Origin of the sequence: Microbacterium sp. (assembly GCF_047971895.1) — a bacterium.
GTDB lineage: Bacteria > Actinomycetota > Actinomycetes > Actinomycetales > Microbacteriaceae > Microbacterium.
Genome location: NZ_JBKEAF010000001.1, coordinates 63,011 through 80,870, shown reverse-complemented (window position 1 = coordinate 80,870; position 17,860 = coordinate 63,011). Strand labels below are relative to the sequence as shown.

The 17,860-nt window shown below is 69.5% G+C and carries 15 protein-coding genes and 1 rRNA gene; 1 reads left to right on the top strand and 15 read right to left on the bottom strand.

Annotated features, from left to right (window positions below; genetic code table 11):
- The 3 genes from ACK5IN_RS00390 to tyrS all read right to left on the bottom strand — a co-directional run.
- Window positions 1-573, bottom strand: a 16S ribosomal RNA gene (locus ACK5IN_RS00390); the annotation flags it as partial.
- Window positions 574-1,293: 720 nt separating this feature from the next.
- Entirely contained in the window at window positions 1,294-2,121 is an 828-nt protein-coding gene (locus tag ACK5IN_RS00385; RefSeq protein WP_416894254.1) for a DUF4184 family protein, read from the bottom strand.
- Window positions 2,122-2,145: 24 nt separating this feature from the next.
- A complete protein-coding gene (tyrS, locus tag ACK5IN_RS00380; protein WP_416894253.1) occupies window positions 2,146-3,447 on the bottom strand; it encodes a tyrosine--tRNA ligase in 1,302 nt (433 codons plus the stop codon).
- A gap of 75 nt (window positions 3,448-3,522) precedes the next feature.
- Here tyrS and ACK5IN_RS00375 point away from each other — a divergent pair, with 75 nt between their 5' ends.
- On the top strand, window positions 3,523-4,116 hold the full coding sequence (locus tag ACK5IN_RS00375) for a hypothetical protein (protein WP_416894252.1): 594 nt from the start codon (window positions 3,523-3,525) through the stop codon (window positions 4,114-4,116).
- Window position 4,117: 1 nt separating this feature from the next.
- Here ACK5IN_RS00375 and ACK5IN_RS00370 read toward each other — a convergent pair whose 3' ends face one another.
- From ACK5IN_RS00370 to ACK5IN_RS00315, 12 genes are all read right to left on the bottom strand, one after another.
- Window positions 4,118-4,753 (bottom strand): SatD family protein, encoded by a 636-nt coding sequence (locus tag ACK5IN_RS00370; protein ID WP_416894251.1) that lies wholly within the window; start codon window positions 4,751-4,753, stop codon window positions 4,118-4,120.
- Window positions 4,754-4,815: 62 nt separating this feature from the next.
- Window positions 4,816-6,252 carry an argininosuccinate lyase gene (gene argH / locus ACK5IN_RS00365; protein ID WP_416894250.1) on the bottom strand — a complete coding sequence of 479 codons (1,437 nt, stop codon included), beginning with the start codon at window positions 6,250-6,252 and terminating at the stop codon, window positions 4,816-4,818.
- Entirely contained in the window at window positions 6,249-7,352 is a 1,104-nt protein-coding gene (locus ACK5IN_RS00360) for a heparan-alpha-glucosaminide N-acetyltransferase domain-containing protein (RefSeq protein WP_416894249.1), read from the bottom strand. Before ACK5IN_RS00360 ends, argH begins: the two co-directional genes overlap by 4 nt.
- Complete coding sequence (gene argF, locus ACK5IN_RS00355; RefSeq protein WP_416894248.1) at window positions 7,331-8,254, bottom strand: ornithine carbamoyltransferase; 924 nt, start codon at window positions 8,252-8,254, stop codon at window positions 7,331-7,333. Before argF ends, ACK5IN_RS00360 begins: the two co-directional genes overlap by 22 nt.
- Window positions 8,251-9,468 (bottom strand): acetylornithine transaminase, encoded by a 1,218-nt coding sequence (locus ACK5IN_RS00350; RefSeq protein WP_416894247.1) that lies wholly within the window; start codon window positions 9,466-9,468, stop codon window positions 8,251-8,253. Before ACK5IN_RS00350 ends, argF begins: the two co-directional genes overlap by 4 nt.
- The gene (argB, locus tag ACK5IN_RS00345) at window positions 9,465-10,370 is read right to left on the bottom strand and encodes an acetylglutamate kinase (RefSeq protein WP_416894246.1); all 906 of its coding nucleotides are present in this window, start codon (window positions 10,368-10,370) and stop codon (window positions 9,465-9,467) included. Before argB ends, ACK5IN_RS00350 begins: the two co-directional genes overlap by 4 nt.
- The gene (argJ, locus tag ACK5IN_RS00340) at window positions 10,367-11,551 is read right to left on the bottom strand and encodes a bifunctional glutamate N-acetyltransferase/amino-acid acetyltransferase ArgJ (protein ID WP_416894245.1); all 1,185 of its coding nucleotides are present in this window, start codon (window positions 11,549-11,551) and stop codon (window positions 10,367-10,369) included. The genes argB and argJ overlap by 4 nt, the downstream gene beginning before the upstream one ends.
- Window positions 11,548-12,609 (bottom strand): N-acetyl-gamma-glutamyl-phosphate reductase, encoded by a 1,062-nt coding sequence (gene argC, locus ACK5IN_RS00335; protein WP_416894244.1) that lies wholly within the window; start codon window positions 12,607-12,609, stop codon window positions 11,548-11,550. The genes argJ and argC overlap by 4 nt, the downstream gene beginning before the upstream one ends.
- A gap of 53 nt (window positions 12,610-12,662) precedes the next feature.
- A complete protein-coding gene (pheT, locus tag ACK5IN_RS00330; protein WP_416894243.1) occupies window positions 12,663-15,191 on the bottom strand; it encodes a phenylalanine--tRNA ligase subunit beta in 2,529 nt (842 codons plus the stop codon).
- Window positions 15,191-16,231 (bottom strand): phenylalanine--tRNA ligase subunit alpha, encoded by a 1,041-nt coding sequence (gene pheS, locus ACK5IN_RS00325; RefSeq protein ID WP_416894242.1) that lies wholly within the window; start codon window positions 16,229-16,231, stop codon window positions 15,191-15,193. Before pheS ends, pheT begins: the two co-directional genes overlap by 1 nt.
- A 42-nt stretch (window positions 16,232-16,273) precedes the next feature.
- Window positions 16,274-17,191, bottom strand: a complete 918-nt coding sequence (locus ACK5IN_RS00320) for an amino acid ABC transporter permease (RefSeq protein ID WP_416894241.1) — start codon at window positions 17,189-17,191, stop codon at window positions 16,274-16,276.
- Window positions 17,188-17,844 (bottom strand): amino acid ABC transporter permease, encoded by a 657-nt coding sequence (locus ACK5IN_RS00315; protein WP_416894240.1) that lies wholly within the window; start codon window positions 17,842-17,844, stop codon window positions 17,188-17,190. Before ACK5IN_RS00315 ends, ACK5IN_RS00320 begins: the two co-directional genes overlap by 4 nt.
- Window positions 17,845-17,860 lie beyond the last annotated feature (16 nt).

The window sequence follows — 17,860 nt, the reverse complement described above, 5'->3', positions numbered from 1 at the left end:
GACAAACCGCCTACAAGCTCTTTACGCCCAATAAATCCGGACAACGCTCGCACCCTACGTATTACCGCGGCTGCTGGCACGTAGTTAGCCGGTGCTTCTTCTGCAGGTACCGTCACTTTCGCTTCTTCCCTGCTGAAAGAGGTTTACAACCCGAAGGCCGTCATCCCTCACGCGGCGTCGCTGCATCAGGCTTTCGCCCATTGTGCAATATTCCCCACTGCTGCCTCCCGTAGGAGTCTGGGCCGTGTCTCAGTCCCAGTGTGGCCGGTCACCCTCTCAGGCCGGCTACCCGTCGACGCCTTGGTGAGCCATTACCTCACCAACAAGCTGATAGGCCGCGAGCCCCTCCCCCACCAAAAAATCTTTCCAGTCACTAACCATGCGGTTGCGACTCGTATCCAGTATTAGACGCCGTTTCCAGCGCTTATCCCAGAGTCAGGGGCAGATTGCTCACGTGTTACTCACCCGTTCGCCACTGATCCAGCAGAGCAAGCTCCGCTTTCACCGTTCGACTTGCATGTGTTAAGCACGCCGCCAGCGTTCATCCTGAGCCAGGATCAAACTCTCCGTAAAGAAATTTTGCTGCGATCGCCCGGAATAGGGGCGAAGCAGCGAGTTTGATCTGACCAAAGTGGATGTCATTGCTGACTTATCCGTTGCCGACCCGAAGGTCGGACTTTGATCCAAAGGAATCTCATCCAGCCGAAGCTGGAACGAGGTTATTTGGCATTTGACAAGTGCACGCTGTTGAGTTCTCAAGGATCGGATGCTCCTGCTGCGCAGCCTCTCGGCCTTGCCCGCAGGGCAACTTCACAAGTTTATCTACCCTGTTCCGTCTGTCAAATCGACGCGCCGAGATCTTCAGATCCCTTGACGCGGCGATGACCGCGGTCCACGAGGGTGGAAACCCCATCCTAGACGCTGACGCCCTGTTCTCTCAAGTGAGAGGTTTGGGAGGAGGTGGTTCTCCGCTTGAGGGGGGTGAGACTCTCGGCCTCTCCGCTTCCCTGTGGGGCGAACGGGTAATAATTTACGGGGCCGCGAATGGTTGGGCAAATCGTGCCTGCATCCCGGGCGTGTCGCGCGCTGTACACCCCGTTCTGCCCCTGCGGGGAGCGGCGCATCGTCTCCCTCGTGACCGTGCCGCCGGGGCTGCTCCCGGCGAACACGCGCGGTCGTGTCGGTGTCGGCACGCCGACTCGACGACGGCGGTCAGCAGCGGGCCGGCGGCCAGCAGCACGACACCCCGGAGGACCGCGATGATCAGCGCCGAACCGCCGAGGCGCCTGAACGTCAGCGCGTAGCCGCGAGCGAGCGCGGTGCGCGCCGACGGGCGCGTCGCCGCCCGGCCAACTGGATGATCACGCACACCAGAAACGTCAGGGTCGCCCACACCGCGCACGCGCGCGGCAGCACGCGATACGCGAGATGCTCGGGGGCGAACCCGGCCGTGAACGGCCCGAAGACGGCCAGCCCCCAGAGCCAGGCGAACAGCAGGATCGCCGGCAGCGACACCCACCACACCCAGCGCACTGCGCCGGGAACCATACGTGGAACAGGGTGCGCGACGGGTGCCCGGCGCAGCCGGACGACGGCCCAGACGGCGAGGATGGCGAGCCCGACCACTCCCGAGCCGTGCTGCAGCCACTTGTAGGCGGGCAACGGCCCCCAGAGCACGTCAAGGGCGGCGATCCCCGCGCGGCCCTCGTGCGTGAACAGGTCCCACACGATGTGCGACATGACGCCCAGTGCCAGGGAGAGCACCAGCAGCAGGGCACCGGAGAGGGAGGGATGCCGCCGCCCCCGCCGCGCGAAGGTCCCGGCGGCCGCTGTCGCCGCGCCCCCGTCCCATTCAGGAGGCAGCCGGCGCGCGAGCCACTGCGGAGCCAGCTCGCGCGCCGCGGGGCGCAGCCCGCAGCGCCACACCAGCAGCAGCACCCGGGCCAGCACGATCGTCGCCGGCAGCCACACGAAGCTGTGCGAACGCAGGTACCCGAAAGGGCTGCCGGGGAGGAACAGCGGCAGATCGGGCGACATGGCGCCCACCGCGATCGCCGCGGGCACGAGCGGTGTGCGCAGGAACGGAAGCGCGACGACCGCGTGGCTCGGCGTGAACGGCATCCCTCGTCCGGTCTGCAGTGAGGGTCAGGCGACGAAGACGCCGGCGAGGGTCTTCTTGCCGCGCCGCAGCACCGAGACCTCCCCCGGCAGGGCGCCGGTGACGACCGCGTCCTCATCGTCGACGCGTGCGCCGTCGAGCGAGACTCCGCCCTGGCCGATGGCGCGGCGCGCCTCGCCGAGACTCGAGACCAGGCCCGTGTCGACGAGCGCCTGCACGACCGTCGTGCCCGCGGCGACCCTGGCGTTCGGCAGCTCGTCGAGCGCGGCGCGCAGCGTGGCGGCATCGAGGGATGCGAGATCGCCCTTGCCGAAGAGCGCATCGGACGCGGCGATCGCCTTGGCCGTGGCATCCGCCCCGTGCACCGCCGTGTTCACCTCGATCGCCAGCCGCTTCTGCGCGGCCCGGCGGAACGGCTCGGCCTCCACGAGCGTCGCGTACTCCTCGATCTCGGCGCGGGTGAGGAACGTGAACACCTTGAGTCGCTCGATCACGTCGGCGTCGTCGGTGTTCAGCCAGAACTGGTAGAACGCGTAGGGGCTCGTCATCTCGGCGTCGATCCAGATGGCATTGCCTTCGCTCTTGCCGAACTTCGTGCCGTCACTGTTCGTGATGAGCGGGGTGCCGATCGCGTGGGCGGAGACCCCCTCGACGCGGTGGATCAGGTCGGTGCCGCTGGTGAGATTGCCCCACTGGTCGGAGCCGCCGGTTTGCAGCACACAGTCGTACTGGCGGTACAGCTCGAGGTAGTCCATGCCCTGCAGGATCTGGTAGCTGAACTCGGTGTAGCTGATGCCCGCCTCGGAGTTCAGCCGGGTGCTCACCGCATCCTTCTTGATCATCGTGCCGACGCGGTAGTGCTTGCCGATCTCGCGCAGGAAGTCGATCGCCGACAGCGGTGCGGTCCAGTCGAGGTTGTTGACGATGCGTGCGGCGTTGTCGCCCTCGAAGCTGAGGAAGGTCTCGACCTGCGACCGCAGGTAGCCGACCCACTCGACGACCGTCTCCTTCGTGTTCAGGGTGCGCTCGGCGGTCGGCCGCGGGTCACCGATGAGCCCGGTGGACCCGCCGACGAGGCCGAGTGGCTTGTGGCCCGCCAGCTGCAGCCGACGCAGCAGCAGCAGCTGCACGAGGTTGCCCAGATGCAGGCTCGGCGCCGTCGGGTCGAAGCCGCAGTAGTACGTGATCGGGTCGCTCGAGAGCAGGGCGCGCAGCGCCTCCTGGTCGGTGGACACGTGCACCAGGCCACGCCACACGATCTCGTCCCACACGTTCTCGAACGCGGGGTCGTTGGCGGGCGCGAGGGCGCGCACAGCGGTTTCGGACACGCGCTTCAGGCTATCAGCGCGGATCGGATGCCTCGGGCCCGCGCTCCTGCGTGAGGCAGTGCCAGACTGGGGGCCATGCTGCTGCCCGCCCAGCCCCTTCTGGTCGCGATCCTCGCGATCTTCCTGTTCTTCGCCCTGTGCGGCGCCCTCGTGCTCATCGTCGTGTCACTGACCAGGCCCAGGACGCTGCCGCTGGCCGTGGCCGCGGGACTCGTGGTGGTCGCGCTCGTCGTGGTCGCACTGGCGCCGGTGAACATCCCGACACTGATGGGCCTGATCGTCGCGCTGCTCGGCATCGCGGTCGGTGTGGTCGGCGGCAACCCGGTGACCCGGCGCATCCTGGGGGTCGCGTCCGGCGGCCGCGTGCAGGAGACCTCCGACGGCGGCATCGTGCTGTCGAGCGCAGAAGACGCGGGCGAGGGGATCGAGAAGACCCGTACGCTCATGCGCGGCGGCACCGTGATCGGATATCTGGAGCGGATCGCCGTCGTGCTGGCGATCATCGCAGGCTACCCCGAGGCCATCGCGATCGTCGTGGCTGTCAAGGGCATAGGCCGCTTTGCGGAGCTGGCCACGGCGGAGGCCCGGGAGAGGTTCATCGTCGGCACCCTCGCCAGCCTCGTGTGGGCCTGCGTGGTCGGCGCCCTCGTGCGCCTCGCCATCGTCTGAGTCAGGCCGTCAGCGCGCGGAAGGACGCGACGATGGCGTGCGCACCCGAGCCCGATAGCATCTGCGACACCGCGGACTGAGTGATGCCCTCTCCCGCGGCGAGCTCTCGCTGCGTCGCGCCCAGGCACCGCCCGAAGGCGAGCCGTCGCGCACGCTCGCCCAGCTGGGCGATGAGCCCGTCGCGAACGTAGGCGGCTGCGGCAGCAAGACGGACGGACTCCGCGACGGCGGGGGGCGCGTCATCGGGCGCGGCGATCGCCGTGCGCGCATCCGGCATGCTCCGGCGTGCGAACGCCTTGACGTCTTCGATCGCGGTTCGGGCGGCCCACCAGGCCGGGCCCTCCGAGAGTGCACCTCCGCGGGAGGGGATGTCGGCGATATCGCCGACACCGATCCCGAATCGGCAGTCCAGGCCCTCGGGCAGCGTGAGTCTCAGAAGCAGCGTCGCCGCCAGGGCTGCGGCAAGCCCGGGATAGATCCCCTGGAACTCGTCGCCGACGACGGGATGCAACGGGAATGGTGCACCGGGCAGCGCTGACGACACCCGGGCGAGTGCCGCCTCGACCTCCGCCTGCGCGAAGGCGCGGTCGGGCAGCTCTCGGGAGCCCACGATGTCTGCAATGACGACGGCCACCATGTCATGAGCATATCACTTATGTTGTCTAAAAAATAAGCAATTTACTGATTAATCTGCGAGTATCAGGTCACGGACAGGAGCCCGTGCACCGCATTCTGAGCCCGTGCGACGAGCTCGGCCCTCTGGCGCGCGACCTGACTGGGAGCAGTCCCCCCCACCCCGTCGCGGCTCGCAACCGATCCCTCGATCGTCAGCACCTCGCGCACCGCAGGTGTCAGCTGCGCCGACACCTCCGTCAGCAGCACGTCCGAGGCATCCGCCAGCTCGATCCCCTCCCGCTCGCACGCCCGCACAAGGGCGCCCGAGATCTCGTGCGCATCGCGGAACGGAACGCCCTGTCGCACGAGCCAGTCGGCGACATCGGTCGCGAGCGAGAAGCCCTCGGGTGCGAGCGCCGCCATGCGAGCCGTGTCGAAGCGCATCGTCGCCACCATGCCGGCGAACGCGGGCAGCAGCAGCTCGAGGGTCGCGACGGAGTCGAACACCGGCTCCTTGTCCTCCTGCAGATCACGGTTGTAGGCGACCGGCAGACCCTTCAGGGTCGTGAGCAGCCCGGTGAGGTTTCCCACGAGGCGCCCGGCCTTGCCTCGCGCGAGCTCGGCGATGTCAGGGTTCTTCTTCTGCGGCATGATGCTCGAGCCCGTCGAGTACCCGTCGTCGAGAGTCACGAACCCGAACTCCCGCGTGTTCCACAGGATGATGTCCTCGGCGAACCGCGACACGTCGATGCCGACCTGGGCGGTGACGAACGCGAACTCGGCGACGACGTCGCGCGCCGCGGTGCCGTCGAGCGAGTTCTCGGAGGGACGGCTCAGCCCCAGCCGCGCGGCGACCAGCACGGGGTCGAGACCCAGGCTCGACCCGGCCAGTGCTCCCCCGCCGTACGGGCTCACCCTGGCGCGCACCGACCAGTCACGCAGACGCTCGAGGTCGCGCACGAGCGGCCAGGCGTGCGCCTGCAGGTGGTGTGCGAGCAGGATCGGCTGCGCGTGCTGCAGGTGCGTGCGGCCCGGCATGATCGCCGTCGGGTGCGTCTCGGCCTGCGCGACGATCGCGTCGATCAGACGCAGGATGTCTCGGGCGACCACCGCGGCATGGTCGAGCAGGTACAGCCGGACGAGCGTGGCGATCTGGTCGTTGCGGCTGCGCCCGGCACGCAGGCGCCCCCCCAGTTCGGCGCCCGCGCGCTCGATCAGCCCCCGTTCGAGGGCGCCGTGCACGTCCTCGTCGCCCTCCGCGGCGGTGAACGCACCCGACGCGACGTCCGCGGCGAGCTCGTCGAGTGCGCGTTGCATCGCGGTCAGCTGGTCGGCATTCAGGTAGCCCGCCGCAGCGAGGGCCTCAGCGTGCGCCTTCGACCCCGCGATGTCATACGGCGCGAGCACCCAGTCGAAATGCGTCGACCGGCTCAGCGCCGCGAGCTCCGGTGCGGGTCCGCTCGCGAATCGGGCGCCCCACAGTGCGCCCTCGTTGGTGCCGTCGCCCTTCGCATCACTCACCGCTCCAGCCTAGCGGCGCGCCCCACGGCACCCGTGAGGCGTGCGAGGCCCCACTCGAGAGGACCGCGCCCTGCGCACACGGCCCACAGCGTGCACGCGACCAGGGTGCTCCACACCATCGGCCAGAACGGGTCCAGTGCGCGGAACCCCGACAGGTCGCCCGGGTCGCCCAGCACGACCGCCGCGACGATGGCCCAGACGACCAGCTGAGCCGTGTATGCGGTCAACGACATGGAACCCACCGCCCGCAACGGCACGACGACCCACCGCAGCACGGTGCGGCACACGAGCAGGCACAGTCCGAGCACGGCGAGTGCGAACCCGCCCGAGCCGACGACCTCGAGCAGCCCCGACGAGTGCGGCGCCGCCGTCCACACGGCCGCACCGTAGCCGCTGACCGGGCCAGGCCCGGCGGCGAGCCCATAGCCGATGACGGTCAGCACAGCCCCGGCGAGCACGAGCATCCCACCCACGCGCGCCGACCGCAGGTCGAGGCGACCGATGCCGAGCCCACACAGCACGAAGGCGATCCAGGTCGAGAACGGGTAATGCCAGCCGATCACGAGGGCGACCAGCTCTCCCGGCGCAGTGTGCCACAGCGGCAGGTCGTCCAGCAGCACCTGCACGAACGGCATCACGACCGCGAGCGCACCCGCGATCACGAACAGCGTGCGGGCGGGAAGCTGCAGGAACGGCAGCGCAAGCAGGAACAGGATGCCATAGGCCGGCAGGATGACGTACACAGGCACGCCCGTCGCGATCAGCACGATGCCCAGCGCCCAGATCACGGCGGCCCGCGCCATGAGGCGGGCTCGCACTGCGCGCAGTGCGAGCCCGCTGACCGGCCGACGTCCGCCCGTGACGAGGCCGATCGATACCCCCGCCAGCACGGCGAACAGGATCGACGAGCGTCCGCTCGCGACGTCCACCCACGTCGTCGGACCGGCGGCGTCGAAGGCCGGCAGTGCGACGAGGTGGGCGGCGAACATGCCCATGACCGCCAGCCCGCGAGCCAGATCGACACCGGTGAGCCGGTGCGGTCCGTCCAGATGCGCCCAGCGGCTGCCGAGCCAGCGGGTCAGTCCTGCTGCAGCAGCCACACGAGGAGTGCCTTCTGGGCGTGCAGCCGGTTCTCGGCCTCGTCCCACACCACGCTCTGCGGCCCATCGATCACCTCGGCGTCGACCTCGTAGCCGCGGTCGGCGGGAAGGCAGTGGATGAAGATCGCGTCGTCCTTGGCGAGGCTCATGAGCTCCCGCGAGACCTTGTACGGCGTGAGGTCGCGCAGGCGCTGCAGCTTCTCGTCCTCCTTGCCCATCGACACCCATGTGTCGGTGACGATGATGTCGGCACCCGCCGCCGCCTCGTTCGGATCGGTGTACAGCGTCACCGAGCCGCCCGTCTCCTGCGCGCGTCGATCGGCGTCGGCGATGACGTCCTCGCGGGGGGCGTACTCGACCGGTGACGCGACCCGCACGTGCATCCCGGCGGTCACGCCCCCGAGCACGTACGACTGGCCCATGTTCGTGCGCCCGTCGCCGAAGAACGCGAGCGTGAGCCCGCGCAGCTCACCCTTGTGCTCCTGTATGGTCAGCAGGTCGGCGAGGATCTGGCAGGGGTGGAAGTCGTCGCTGAGCGCGTTGATCACCGGCACTCTGGTGCCGGCGGCCATCTCCTCCAGTCCGGCCTGCGCATAGGTGCGCCAGACGATCGCGGCGACCTGGCGCTCGAGCACGCGCGCGGTGTCGGCGGGGGTCTCCTTGCCGCCCAGCTGGCTGTTCGCGGTGGAGATGATCAGCGGCACGCCGCCCAGGTCGGCGATGCCGACGGCGAACGATACGCGCGTGCGCGTCGAGGACTTGTCGAAGATGACCGCGACCGTCTGCGGCCCGGCCAGGGCCTTGCTCTGCCAGCGATCCTTCTTCAGCGTCGCGGCCAGTGCGATGATCTCAGCCTGCTCGGCGGGTGTCAGGTCGTCGTCGCGCAGCAGGTGACGGGTCATGCCGGCTTCCCTTCGGTCTCGACGGTCCGCTCGGCGCTGCGCAGCGCGGCCGTGAACAGCTCGATGAACGCGGCGATCTCGTCATCGCCGATCGTGAGGGGCGGCGCGAGCCGGATCGTGGAGTCGTTGGCGGCGTTGACGATGAGACCATGGTCCTGCGCCGCGGCCGCGACGGCCTTCGCGACGGGATGCGTGAGCGCGACGCCGAGCAGCAGCCCTTCGCCACGCGTACCCGCCACCAGCGGAGCATCGAGGCCCGCGATCGCCTCGCGCAGCTGCGCGCCGCGCAGCTGCGCGGTCTCGACGAGCCCGGCTCGTTCGATCTCGGCCAGCACCGCGTCGGCCACGGCCGTGCCCAGCGCGTTGCCGCCGAAGGTCGACCCGTGGGTGCCGGGGTAGAAGAGGTCGCTGGCCTCGCCGAAGGTGACGAGGGCGCCGATCGGGAACCCGCCGCCGATCCCCTTGGCCACGGTGATCGCGTCGGGCACGATCCCCGCGTGCTGGAAGGCGAACCACTCCCCCGTGCGGCCTGCACCGGTCTGGATCTCGTCGATGATCAGCAGCGTCCCGTGCCGGGCCGTGAGCTCGCGCGCCGCCTCGAGGAACCCGTCGGGCAGCGGCACGACCCCCGCCTCGCCCTTGATGGGCTCGACGAACAGCGCGGCGACCCGATCGTCCACGGCCGCCTCCAGCGCGGCGACCGTGGAGTCGATGAACTCGACCCCGGGCACCATCGGCAGGAAGGGCTCCTGCATCCAGTCCTTGCCGGTCAGCGCCAGGGTGCCCATCGTGCGACCGTGGAACGCGTCGCGCAGCGCGAGGACGCGCGGACGCGCGGCGCCGCCGTGTAGGCGTGCGAGCTTGAAGGCGGCCTCGTTTGCCTCGGCGCCGGAGTTGCCGAAGAACACGCGCCCGCGCTCGCCGGTGCCCGCGAGTCGCTTGAGTCGTGCGGCGAGAGCGAGCTGCGGCGGCGTGGCGAAGTAGTTCGACACGTGGGCGAGCTTCGCCGCCTGGGTCGAGACGGCGTCGACGAAGACAGGGTGTGCGTAGCCCAGAGAGTTCACGGCGATGCCCGCGAGGAAGTCGAGGTAGGGTCGGCCGTCGACGTCCCACAGGTAGGAGCCTTCGCCGCGATCGAACAGGGCGAGTCGCGGCCCGACGCTGCGCACGAGATCGCGGGTCGCGGCGTCCTGCCAGGCCGTTGCATCCGTCATTGTGAGACCACCTCGGTTCCGATTCCCTTCTGGGTGAAGATCTCCACGAGCACCGAGTGCGGCACACGCCCGTCGATGATCGCGGCGGTCTCGACGCCGCCGTCCACCGCGTCGAGGCATGCCCGCATCTTGGGGATCATGCCCGACTCGAGTCGCGGCAGCATCGCACGCAGCTCGGTGGAGGTGAGGTGAGAGACGAGGGAGTCGCGGTTGGGCCAGTTCGCGTACAGCCCGGGGACGTCGGTGAGGATCACGAGCTTGACGGCCTTCAGCGCCACCGCGAGCGCCGCGGCGGCGGCGTCGGCGTTGACGTTGAGCGTATGCCCGGGGTGATCGAGGTCGGGCGCGATGCTGGAGACGACCGGGATGCGGCCTGCCGAGACGTGATCGAGCACGGCCCGCGGGTCGACCTGCACGACGTCGCCGACCCGGCCCAGGTCGTGCGGGGTGCCGTCGACGACGACCTCGCGGCGGCGACCGCCGAAGAGCCCCGCATCCTCGCCGGACAGCCCCGTGGCCAGCGGACCGTGCGTGTTGATCTTGGTGACCAGCTGCGGGTTGACCTGCCCGGTCAGCACCATGCGCACGACCGAGATCGCTTCGGTGCTGGTCACGCGGTAGCCGCCCTTGAACTCGCTGGGGATGGAGAGCCTGTCGAGCATCGTGGAGATCTGCGGCCCCCCGCCGTGCACGACGACGGGTTTGACGCCGGCGTAGCGCAGGTAGGCGATGTCGGCAGCGAAGGCGTCCTGCAGCTCGTCGCTGACCATCGCGTTGCCGCCGTACTTGACCACGACGATCTGGTCGCGGAAGCGCCGCAGCCACGGCAGCGACTCGATCAGGGTCTCCGCCTTGACGGAGGCCTCCGCGGGGTCGGTGTCCTGCAGGTCGATCTCGGTCATGAGGCGTAGGCGCTGTTCTCGTGGACGTAGTCGTGGGTGAGGTCGTTGGTATAGATGATCGCGGATGCCTCGCCCACCTTGAGATCGATCAGCACATGCGTCTGCGCCGGAGAGAGGTCGACCTCCTCGCGCGGCCGGTCGGGGCCGCCGTCCGAGCAGACGCGCACCCCGTTCATCTCGACGTCGACCGCGTAGGGGTCGAACCGCGCCGAGGTCGTGCCGATCGCTGCGAGCACGCGGCCCCAATTGGGGTCGTTGCCGAAGATCGCAGCCTTGAAGAGGTTGTTGCGGGCGACGGCGCGCCCGACCTCGACGGCGTCGTCCTCGGTGTCTGCGCGAATCACCTGGACGTCGATCGAGTGGCTGGCGCCCTCGGCGTCGGCCTGCAGTTTCACAGCGAGGTCGGTGCACACGTCGATGAGCGCGGACCGGAACGCGTCGGCGTCGGGGGCGACGCCGCTCGCTCCGCTGACCATGAGGGTGACCTGGTCGTTCGTCGACATGCAGCCATCGGAGTCGAGCCGATCGAAGCTCACACGGGTCGCGGCGCGCAGGTGCGCGTCGGCCTGCTGAGCGGTCAGCACCGCGTCGGTCGTGATCACCACGAGCATCGTGGCAAGGCCCGGGGCCAGCATCCCTGCACCCTTCGCCATCGCGCCGATCTGCCAGCCGTCCCGGTGGCACGCGCTCGTCTTCGCGACGCTGTCCGTCGTCATGATGGCCTCGGCCGCGGCGGGCCCGCCCTGGTCCGAGAGCTGCGCGATCGCCCGCTCGGTGCCGTCGAGCACCTTGGCGCGGAACACCTCGTCGCCCGTGCCGATGAGCCCCGTCGAGCACACGAGCACGTCACCGGAACTCACGCCGAGCAGCTCAGCCGCCTTCTCGGCCGTGTGGTGCGTGGTCTGGAAACCGAATGCACCGGTGAAACAGTTGGCGCCGCCCGAGTTGAGCACGATCGCCTCGACGACGCCGTCCTCGATCGCCTGCTGCGACCACAGGATCGGGTTCGCCTTCGCGCGGTTGCCCGTGAAGACCGCCGCGCCGACCTTGAGCGGCCCGCGGTTGACGACGACGGCGATATCGGCACGGCCCGTCGACTTGAGCCCCGCAGCGACCCCGGCGGCCTCGAAGCCCCGCGGTGTGGTGACCCCGGGCCCTCCGCCTCCCTCGACCACGCTCATGGCGCCACTCCGTTCACGGTGAGTGCGCGACCCTCGGGGAGGCCCAGCGCGATGTTCATGGACTGGATCGCGGCGCCCGCCGTGCCCTTGGTGAGATTGTCGACCGCCGCGACGACGACGACGCGGTTCGCGGGGCGGTCGATCGCGAGCCCGAGCAGGCACGTGTTGGCGCCGAGCACATCGGCGGTGCGCGGGAACCGACCCTCGGGCAGCAGCTGCACGAAGGTCTCGTCGCCATAGGCAGCCGTCCACGCGTCGCGGATGTCGGCATCGGTGGCACCGGCGACGATGGGCGCCGTGGAGGTCGCCAGGATCCCGCGGGCCATCGGCACGAGGACGGGAGTGAAGGAGATGCGGATGCCCCCGCTCCCCGAGCCTGTCGAGCTGCCGGCATTGACGAGCGCCTGCCGGATCTCCGGGATGTGCCGGTGCACGCCGCCGACGGCGTACGGGTTGGCGCTGCCCAGGATCTCGCTGCCGAGCAGGTTCGACCTGAGGCTCTTGCCTGCACCGGAAGGGCCGACGGCGAGCACGCTCACGATGTCGGACGGGTCGATGACGCCGGACGCCACGCCGGGGGCCAGGCTGAGGCTTACCGTCGACGCGTTGCAGCCGGGGGCGGCGATGCGCGAGGCGCCCACCAGACGCTGCCGCTGGGTGCCGCCGGCGACCGGCAGCTCGGGCACGCCGTAGACCCACGGCTCGTGGAAGCGGCCACCGTAGAAGCTGTCCCAGTCGGCGACCGACTCCAGCCGGTGATCCGCGCCCGCATCGATGACCAGCGGGGTATCGCCCAGTGCTTCGGTGTACTGACCGGACTGGCCGTGGGGAAGTGCCAGGAACACAACGTCGTGCCCTGCCAGCGTCTCGGGCGTCGTCTCACGCAGGGTGAGATGCGCGAGCGAGCGCAGCTGGGGCTGGTGGTCGACCAGCGGCTGGCCGGCGTTGGCGTGCGCGGTCACCGTGCGGATCTCGACGTCGGGATGCGACGCGAGCAAGCGCAGGATCTCGCCGCCCGCATAGCCGGATGCACCGGAGACGGCGACCGAATAGGTCATGCTTTCCACCTTATGGCCTGAACAGCGGCTCGATTGCGGCGAGGCGGGCGACGTCAGTCGCGCAGCTTCGCCCCGAAGCGATCCTCGGCCACGGCGACCCCGGCGAGCTTCGCATCGGTCGCCTCGGCGGCCGTGAGCGTACGGTCGGACGACCGGAACAGCAGCGCGAAGGTCAGGCTCTTCGTGCCCTCCACGACCCCCGCACCGCGGTAGTCGTCGACCAGGCGCAGCGACTCGAGCAGATCGCCCGCCCCCGCTACGAGCGCCGCGCGCACGTCTGCGGCCGGGACTTCGGCACCGACGACGAGCGACACGTCCTGTGTCGCCGCGGGATAGCCCGACAGCGACGCGGCGACGACTCGCTCGCCGGCGAGCGAGAGCAGCAGGTCGAGATCGAGCTCGGCGACGATGACGCGACCGGGCAGATCGGATGCCTCGGCCACCGACGGCAGCAGCTCGCCCACGTACCCGACGACCTCCGCCGAGTCCGTCGACGCCCCGCCGACGGTCAGGATGCCGGTGCGCCCGGGGTGCAACGCGGCGCGCTCTCCCTGGCGCACGTCGATCGTCACGCCGGCCGCGGCGGCGATCGACCGCACGGCGTCCAGCGCGTCTGCCAGCTCGACCGGCAGCGCGGCCTGTCCCGGCTGCTTCGCGACGCGCGCACCGGTCATCAGAACGGCGACGTGGCGGCGCTGCGGCGGGATCGAGGCGTCCAGCTCGGCGAGCGTGGCGGCATCGGGGCGCACCGCCAGGGGCGGTACGGCGTCGGTGCCGTAGCGGATGCCCGACTCGGGCAGGAACACCACACCGGTCTCGAAGATCGCGAGGTCTGTGAAGCCGCGCGAGAGGTTGCGGTGCGCCACCTGCAACAGCCCCGGGACGAGCGACCGGCGCAGGAACGACGCCTGCCCGTCGAGTGGGTTGGCCAGCTTGACGCTCGGCAACCGCTCCCCCGACGCCGACCCGAGCAGATCGTTCTGCTCGGTGGCGGTGAACGGGAACGACGGCGTCTCGACGTAACCGGCGGCGGCGAGCGCGTTCGACACCCGACGCCGGCCACGCTGATCGGGGGTCAGTCCACGACCCGAGGGCGGCACCGGCAGCACCGACGGGATGCGGTCGTACCCCTCGATGCGGGCGACCTCCTCGGCGAGCGTCCACTTGTCGGTGAGGTCGGGTCGCCACGTGGGCGGGCTCACGGCCCACTCGTCGTCACGCGCCGAGACTCGGCATCCGATCATCTCCAGCGCCGCGACGATCTCGTCGGGCGAGTAGTCGACGCCGATCAGCCCCGGCACGAACCCGAAGGGCAGCTCGACCACCGCGATCGAAGAGCTGGCCATGAGCGCGCCGCCCGCACGCGTGTCCGTGCCGCCCGCATACTCCGCCATGAGCTCAGCGACACGGGCCGCCGCCACGAACGGGATCGCCGGATCGATGCCGCGCTCGAACCGGCGGGATGCTTCGCTCGGCAGCTTGTGCCGGCGCGCACTGCGCGCGATCGAGACGGGGTCGAACGTCGCCGCCTCCACGAGCACGTTGCGGGTGGCATCCGTCATCTCCGTCGTGCCGCCGCCCATCACGCCGGCCAGCCCGATCGGGCCGGACTCGTCGGTGATCAGCAGGTCTTCGGCATGCAGCGTGCGCTCCTTGCCGTCGAGCGTCTCGAGCGTCTCGCCGGGACGGGCGCGCCGCACCGTGATGCCGCCTTGCAGACGGTCGAGGTCGTAGCCGTGGATCGGCTGGCCGAGCTCGAGCATGACGTAGTTCGTGATGTCGATGAGGATGCCGAGCGGACGGATGCCGGCCAGTGCCAGCCGGGCCACCATGAACGGCGGGGTGGGCTTGGTGGGGTCGACGTCTCGTACGATGCGCGCCACGAACTCCGAGGCCCCGGCCCTGCCGCGGATCGGTGCGTCGTCGACGACCTGCACGGCGAACGCACCCTCGTCGGTGAGGTTGACCTCGCCCCACGCCTTGCCGCCCGGGTCGCGGAACGCGGCACCGGTGGCGTGCGCGTACTCGCGCGCCACGCCCCGCAACGACAGGGCGTAGCCGCGGTCGGGCGTGACGTTGATCTCGATGGCGACATCGTCGAGGCCGAGCAGCGAGATGGCATCGGTGCCCACGGGTGCATCGATGCCGAGCGCGACCAGGCGCAGGATGCCATCGTGCTCGTCGCCGAGGCCGAGCTCCTTCGCCGACGCGATCATGCCGTCGGAGACATGCCCGTACGTCTTGCGGGCCGCGATCGGGAACGGGCCGGGCAGCACGGCGCCGGGAAGGGTGACCACGACCTTGTCGCCGGCGAAGAAGTTGTGTGCACCGCACACGATTCCGCGCACACCGCCGTGCGCTTCGCTGACGTCGACCTGGCACCAGCGGATGGTCTTGCCGTTGGACTGCGGCTCGTCGACGAACTCGAGCACCTCGCCCACGACGATCGGGCCCCGCAGCTCGAAGCGGTGCACGTCCTCCTCTTCGAAACCGACCGACACGAGCGCCGCGAGGACGTCGTCGGGCGTCGCCTCGGCGGGGACGTCGACGTACTCACGCAACCAGGAGAGCGGGACGCGCATCAGACCACCATCCCGAACTGCTCGCTGAAGCGCACGTCGCCTTCGGCCATGTCGCGCATGTCCTGCACGTCCGACCGGAACATGAGCGTGCGCTCGATGCCCATGCCGAACGCGAAGCCCGAGTACTCCTCGGGGTCGATCCCCGCCGCCCGTAGCACGTTGGGGTTGACCATGCCGCAGCCGCCCCACTCGATCCAGCGCGCGCCCCCCTTGAAGGTGGGATGCCACAGGTCGAGCTCGGCGCTCGGCTCGGTGAACGGAAAGTAGTTGGCGCGGAACCGCGTCTTCGCCTCGGGCCCGAACAGCACGCGCGCGACGTGGTCGAGCGTGCCGCGCAGGTGCGCCATCGTGATGCCCCTGTCGATGACCAGCCCCTCGACCTGGCTGAACACCGGCAGGTGCGTCGCGTCGAACTCGTCGGTGCGGTACACCCGTCCCGGGCAGACGACGTAGATGGGCAGGTCGTGCTCGAGCATCGACCGCATCTGCACGGGGCTCGTGTGCGTGCGCATGACGAGATGCCGGTCGACGGGATCGACGAAGAACGTGTCCTGCATCTGCCGGGCCGGATGGTCGACGTCGAAGTTCAACGCGTCGAAGTTGAACCACTCGTGCTCGAGCTCGGGGCCCTCGGCGATCTCCCACCCCATGCCGACGAAGATGTCGCCGATCTCCTCCTGCAGGAGGGTGAGCGGATGCCGCGCTCCGATGCGGGCGTGTGCGGCGAGCGCCGTGACATCCACGCGCTCTTCTTCGAGCCGCGCCGCGGTCTCGGCCGCCAGCACCTCGGCCTCGCGGGCCGCCAACGCCTGCGTGACGCGACCGCGCGCCTGGCCGACCAGCTTGCCGAACTCGGCTTTGCGCTCGTTCGGTACCGTGCGCAGTTGGGCGTTGAGCTGCGCCAGGGGCGAGCCTTCCGCAGCGTGCGCCGCGCGGGCGGCTTTCAGCTCGGCGGTCGTCGATGCTGCGGTGATCGCCGCGAGTGCGGCGTCAACGGCCGCAGCGACGGCGTCGGGGGTGATTTCAGTGGCGTCGGACACGAGAGTCGAGTCTACCGAGGACTTGGCTCGCCTCCGCCGCGTTCAGTCGCCGTAGTCCTCGGTGTCTTGTCCACGCCGCGTGCGCTGCGTGACAATGACCTCGGTCTCGGTGCCGTCCTTCAACAGGGGTGCAACCGCCTCCTGCGCGGCGATCGCGCGCGGCGAGCGGCGCGTGCGCACCTCTGCCCACTTCGCCAGCCCCGCGAGGATCAGACACATGACGATGTAGATGCCGCCGATGACGAACGCGGACTGCAGGATCGGCCGCCCTTGCTGACTCGACAGCAGCTTGGCCGTGTACAGCAGTTCCGGATAGGTGATGATGAACCCGAGCGCCGTGTCCTTCATGGTCACCACCAGCTGCGAGATGATCACCGGCAGCATCGCCCGCACGGCCTGGGGGAAGAGGATGAGCCGCATCACGCCGTTCTTGCGCAGGCCGATCGCGTACCCGGCCTCCTTCTGGCCTCGCGGCAGCGCCTCGATACCGGCGCGGAACGCTTCTGCGAGCACGGACCCGTTGTACGCGATGAGAGCGATGACGACCGCCCAGTACGATGCCATCTTGATTCCGAAGGCGGTCGGGATCCCGTAGAAGAGCAGCATCATCATGACCAGCACCGGCACGGCGCGAAGCACCTCGACGATTGCGGTCACCGGGAGGCGCACCCAGCGATGGTCGGAGAGGCGCCCGACCGCCAGGATCACACCGAGGATCAGACTGCCGATCGCAGCGACCACGAATGCCGCCAGGGTCGCACCGAGAGCCTCCGCGACACGGAGCCAGACGTTCGGGGATGCGAAGATCTGCCACTTCGCCGCACTGAACTGCCCGGTCACCGCCAGCCGATACCCGAGGAAGGCGATGGCGGCGCCGACCACGATGACGGTCAGCACGCCGAGCAGCCGGTTTCGCAGAACGGCCCGGGGCCCCGGGAGGTCATACAGGACGGAAGTCATCGCGCCACCCTCCAGCGCTTCTCGAGTCTGTTCTGCACCCATGCCATCAGCAGGACGAGGACGACGAAGATCGCGGCGACCCAGAGCAGAACCTCCATCGCACCGCCGGGACGCGCCACCGATTCGCTGACGGTCGCGCGCACCGAGGCGAGCTCGAAGATGGAGAACCCGGCGGCGACAGTCGTATTCTTCAGCAGTGCGATGAACACGCTCATCATGGGCGGCAGCACCGACCGGAACGCCTGCGGCAGCACGACCAGGCTCATGACCTGACCGAACGGCAGGCCGATCGCACGGGCGGCCTCGGCCTGCCCGACGGGCACGGTGTTGATGCCGGCGCGAAGGACCTCTGCCACATACGTCGCCGTGTAGATGCCGATCGCGAGAATGCCCAGCACCAGATTGTTCAGCGGCGGTAAGCCGAGCTGCGGATAGCCGAAGACGAAGAAGAAGAAGACCAGCGTCAACGGGGTATTGCGGACGAGGTTCACATACACAGTGCCGACGGCCCTGGCGACAGGCACCGGCGAGACGCGCATGGCTCCGACGAGGAGCCCGAGAACCAGCGCGATGGCCCCGCCGACGAAGAAGACGAGCAGCGTGTTGCCCAGCGCCTCCAGCCACAGGTCCATGTTGCCCAGCAGAGCGTCCACGTCACGCGTCCTTTCG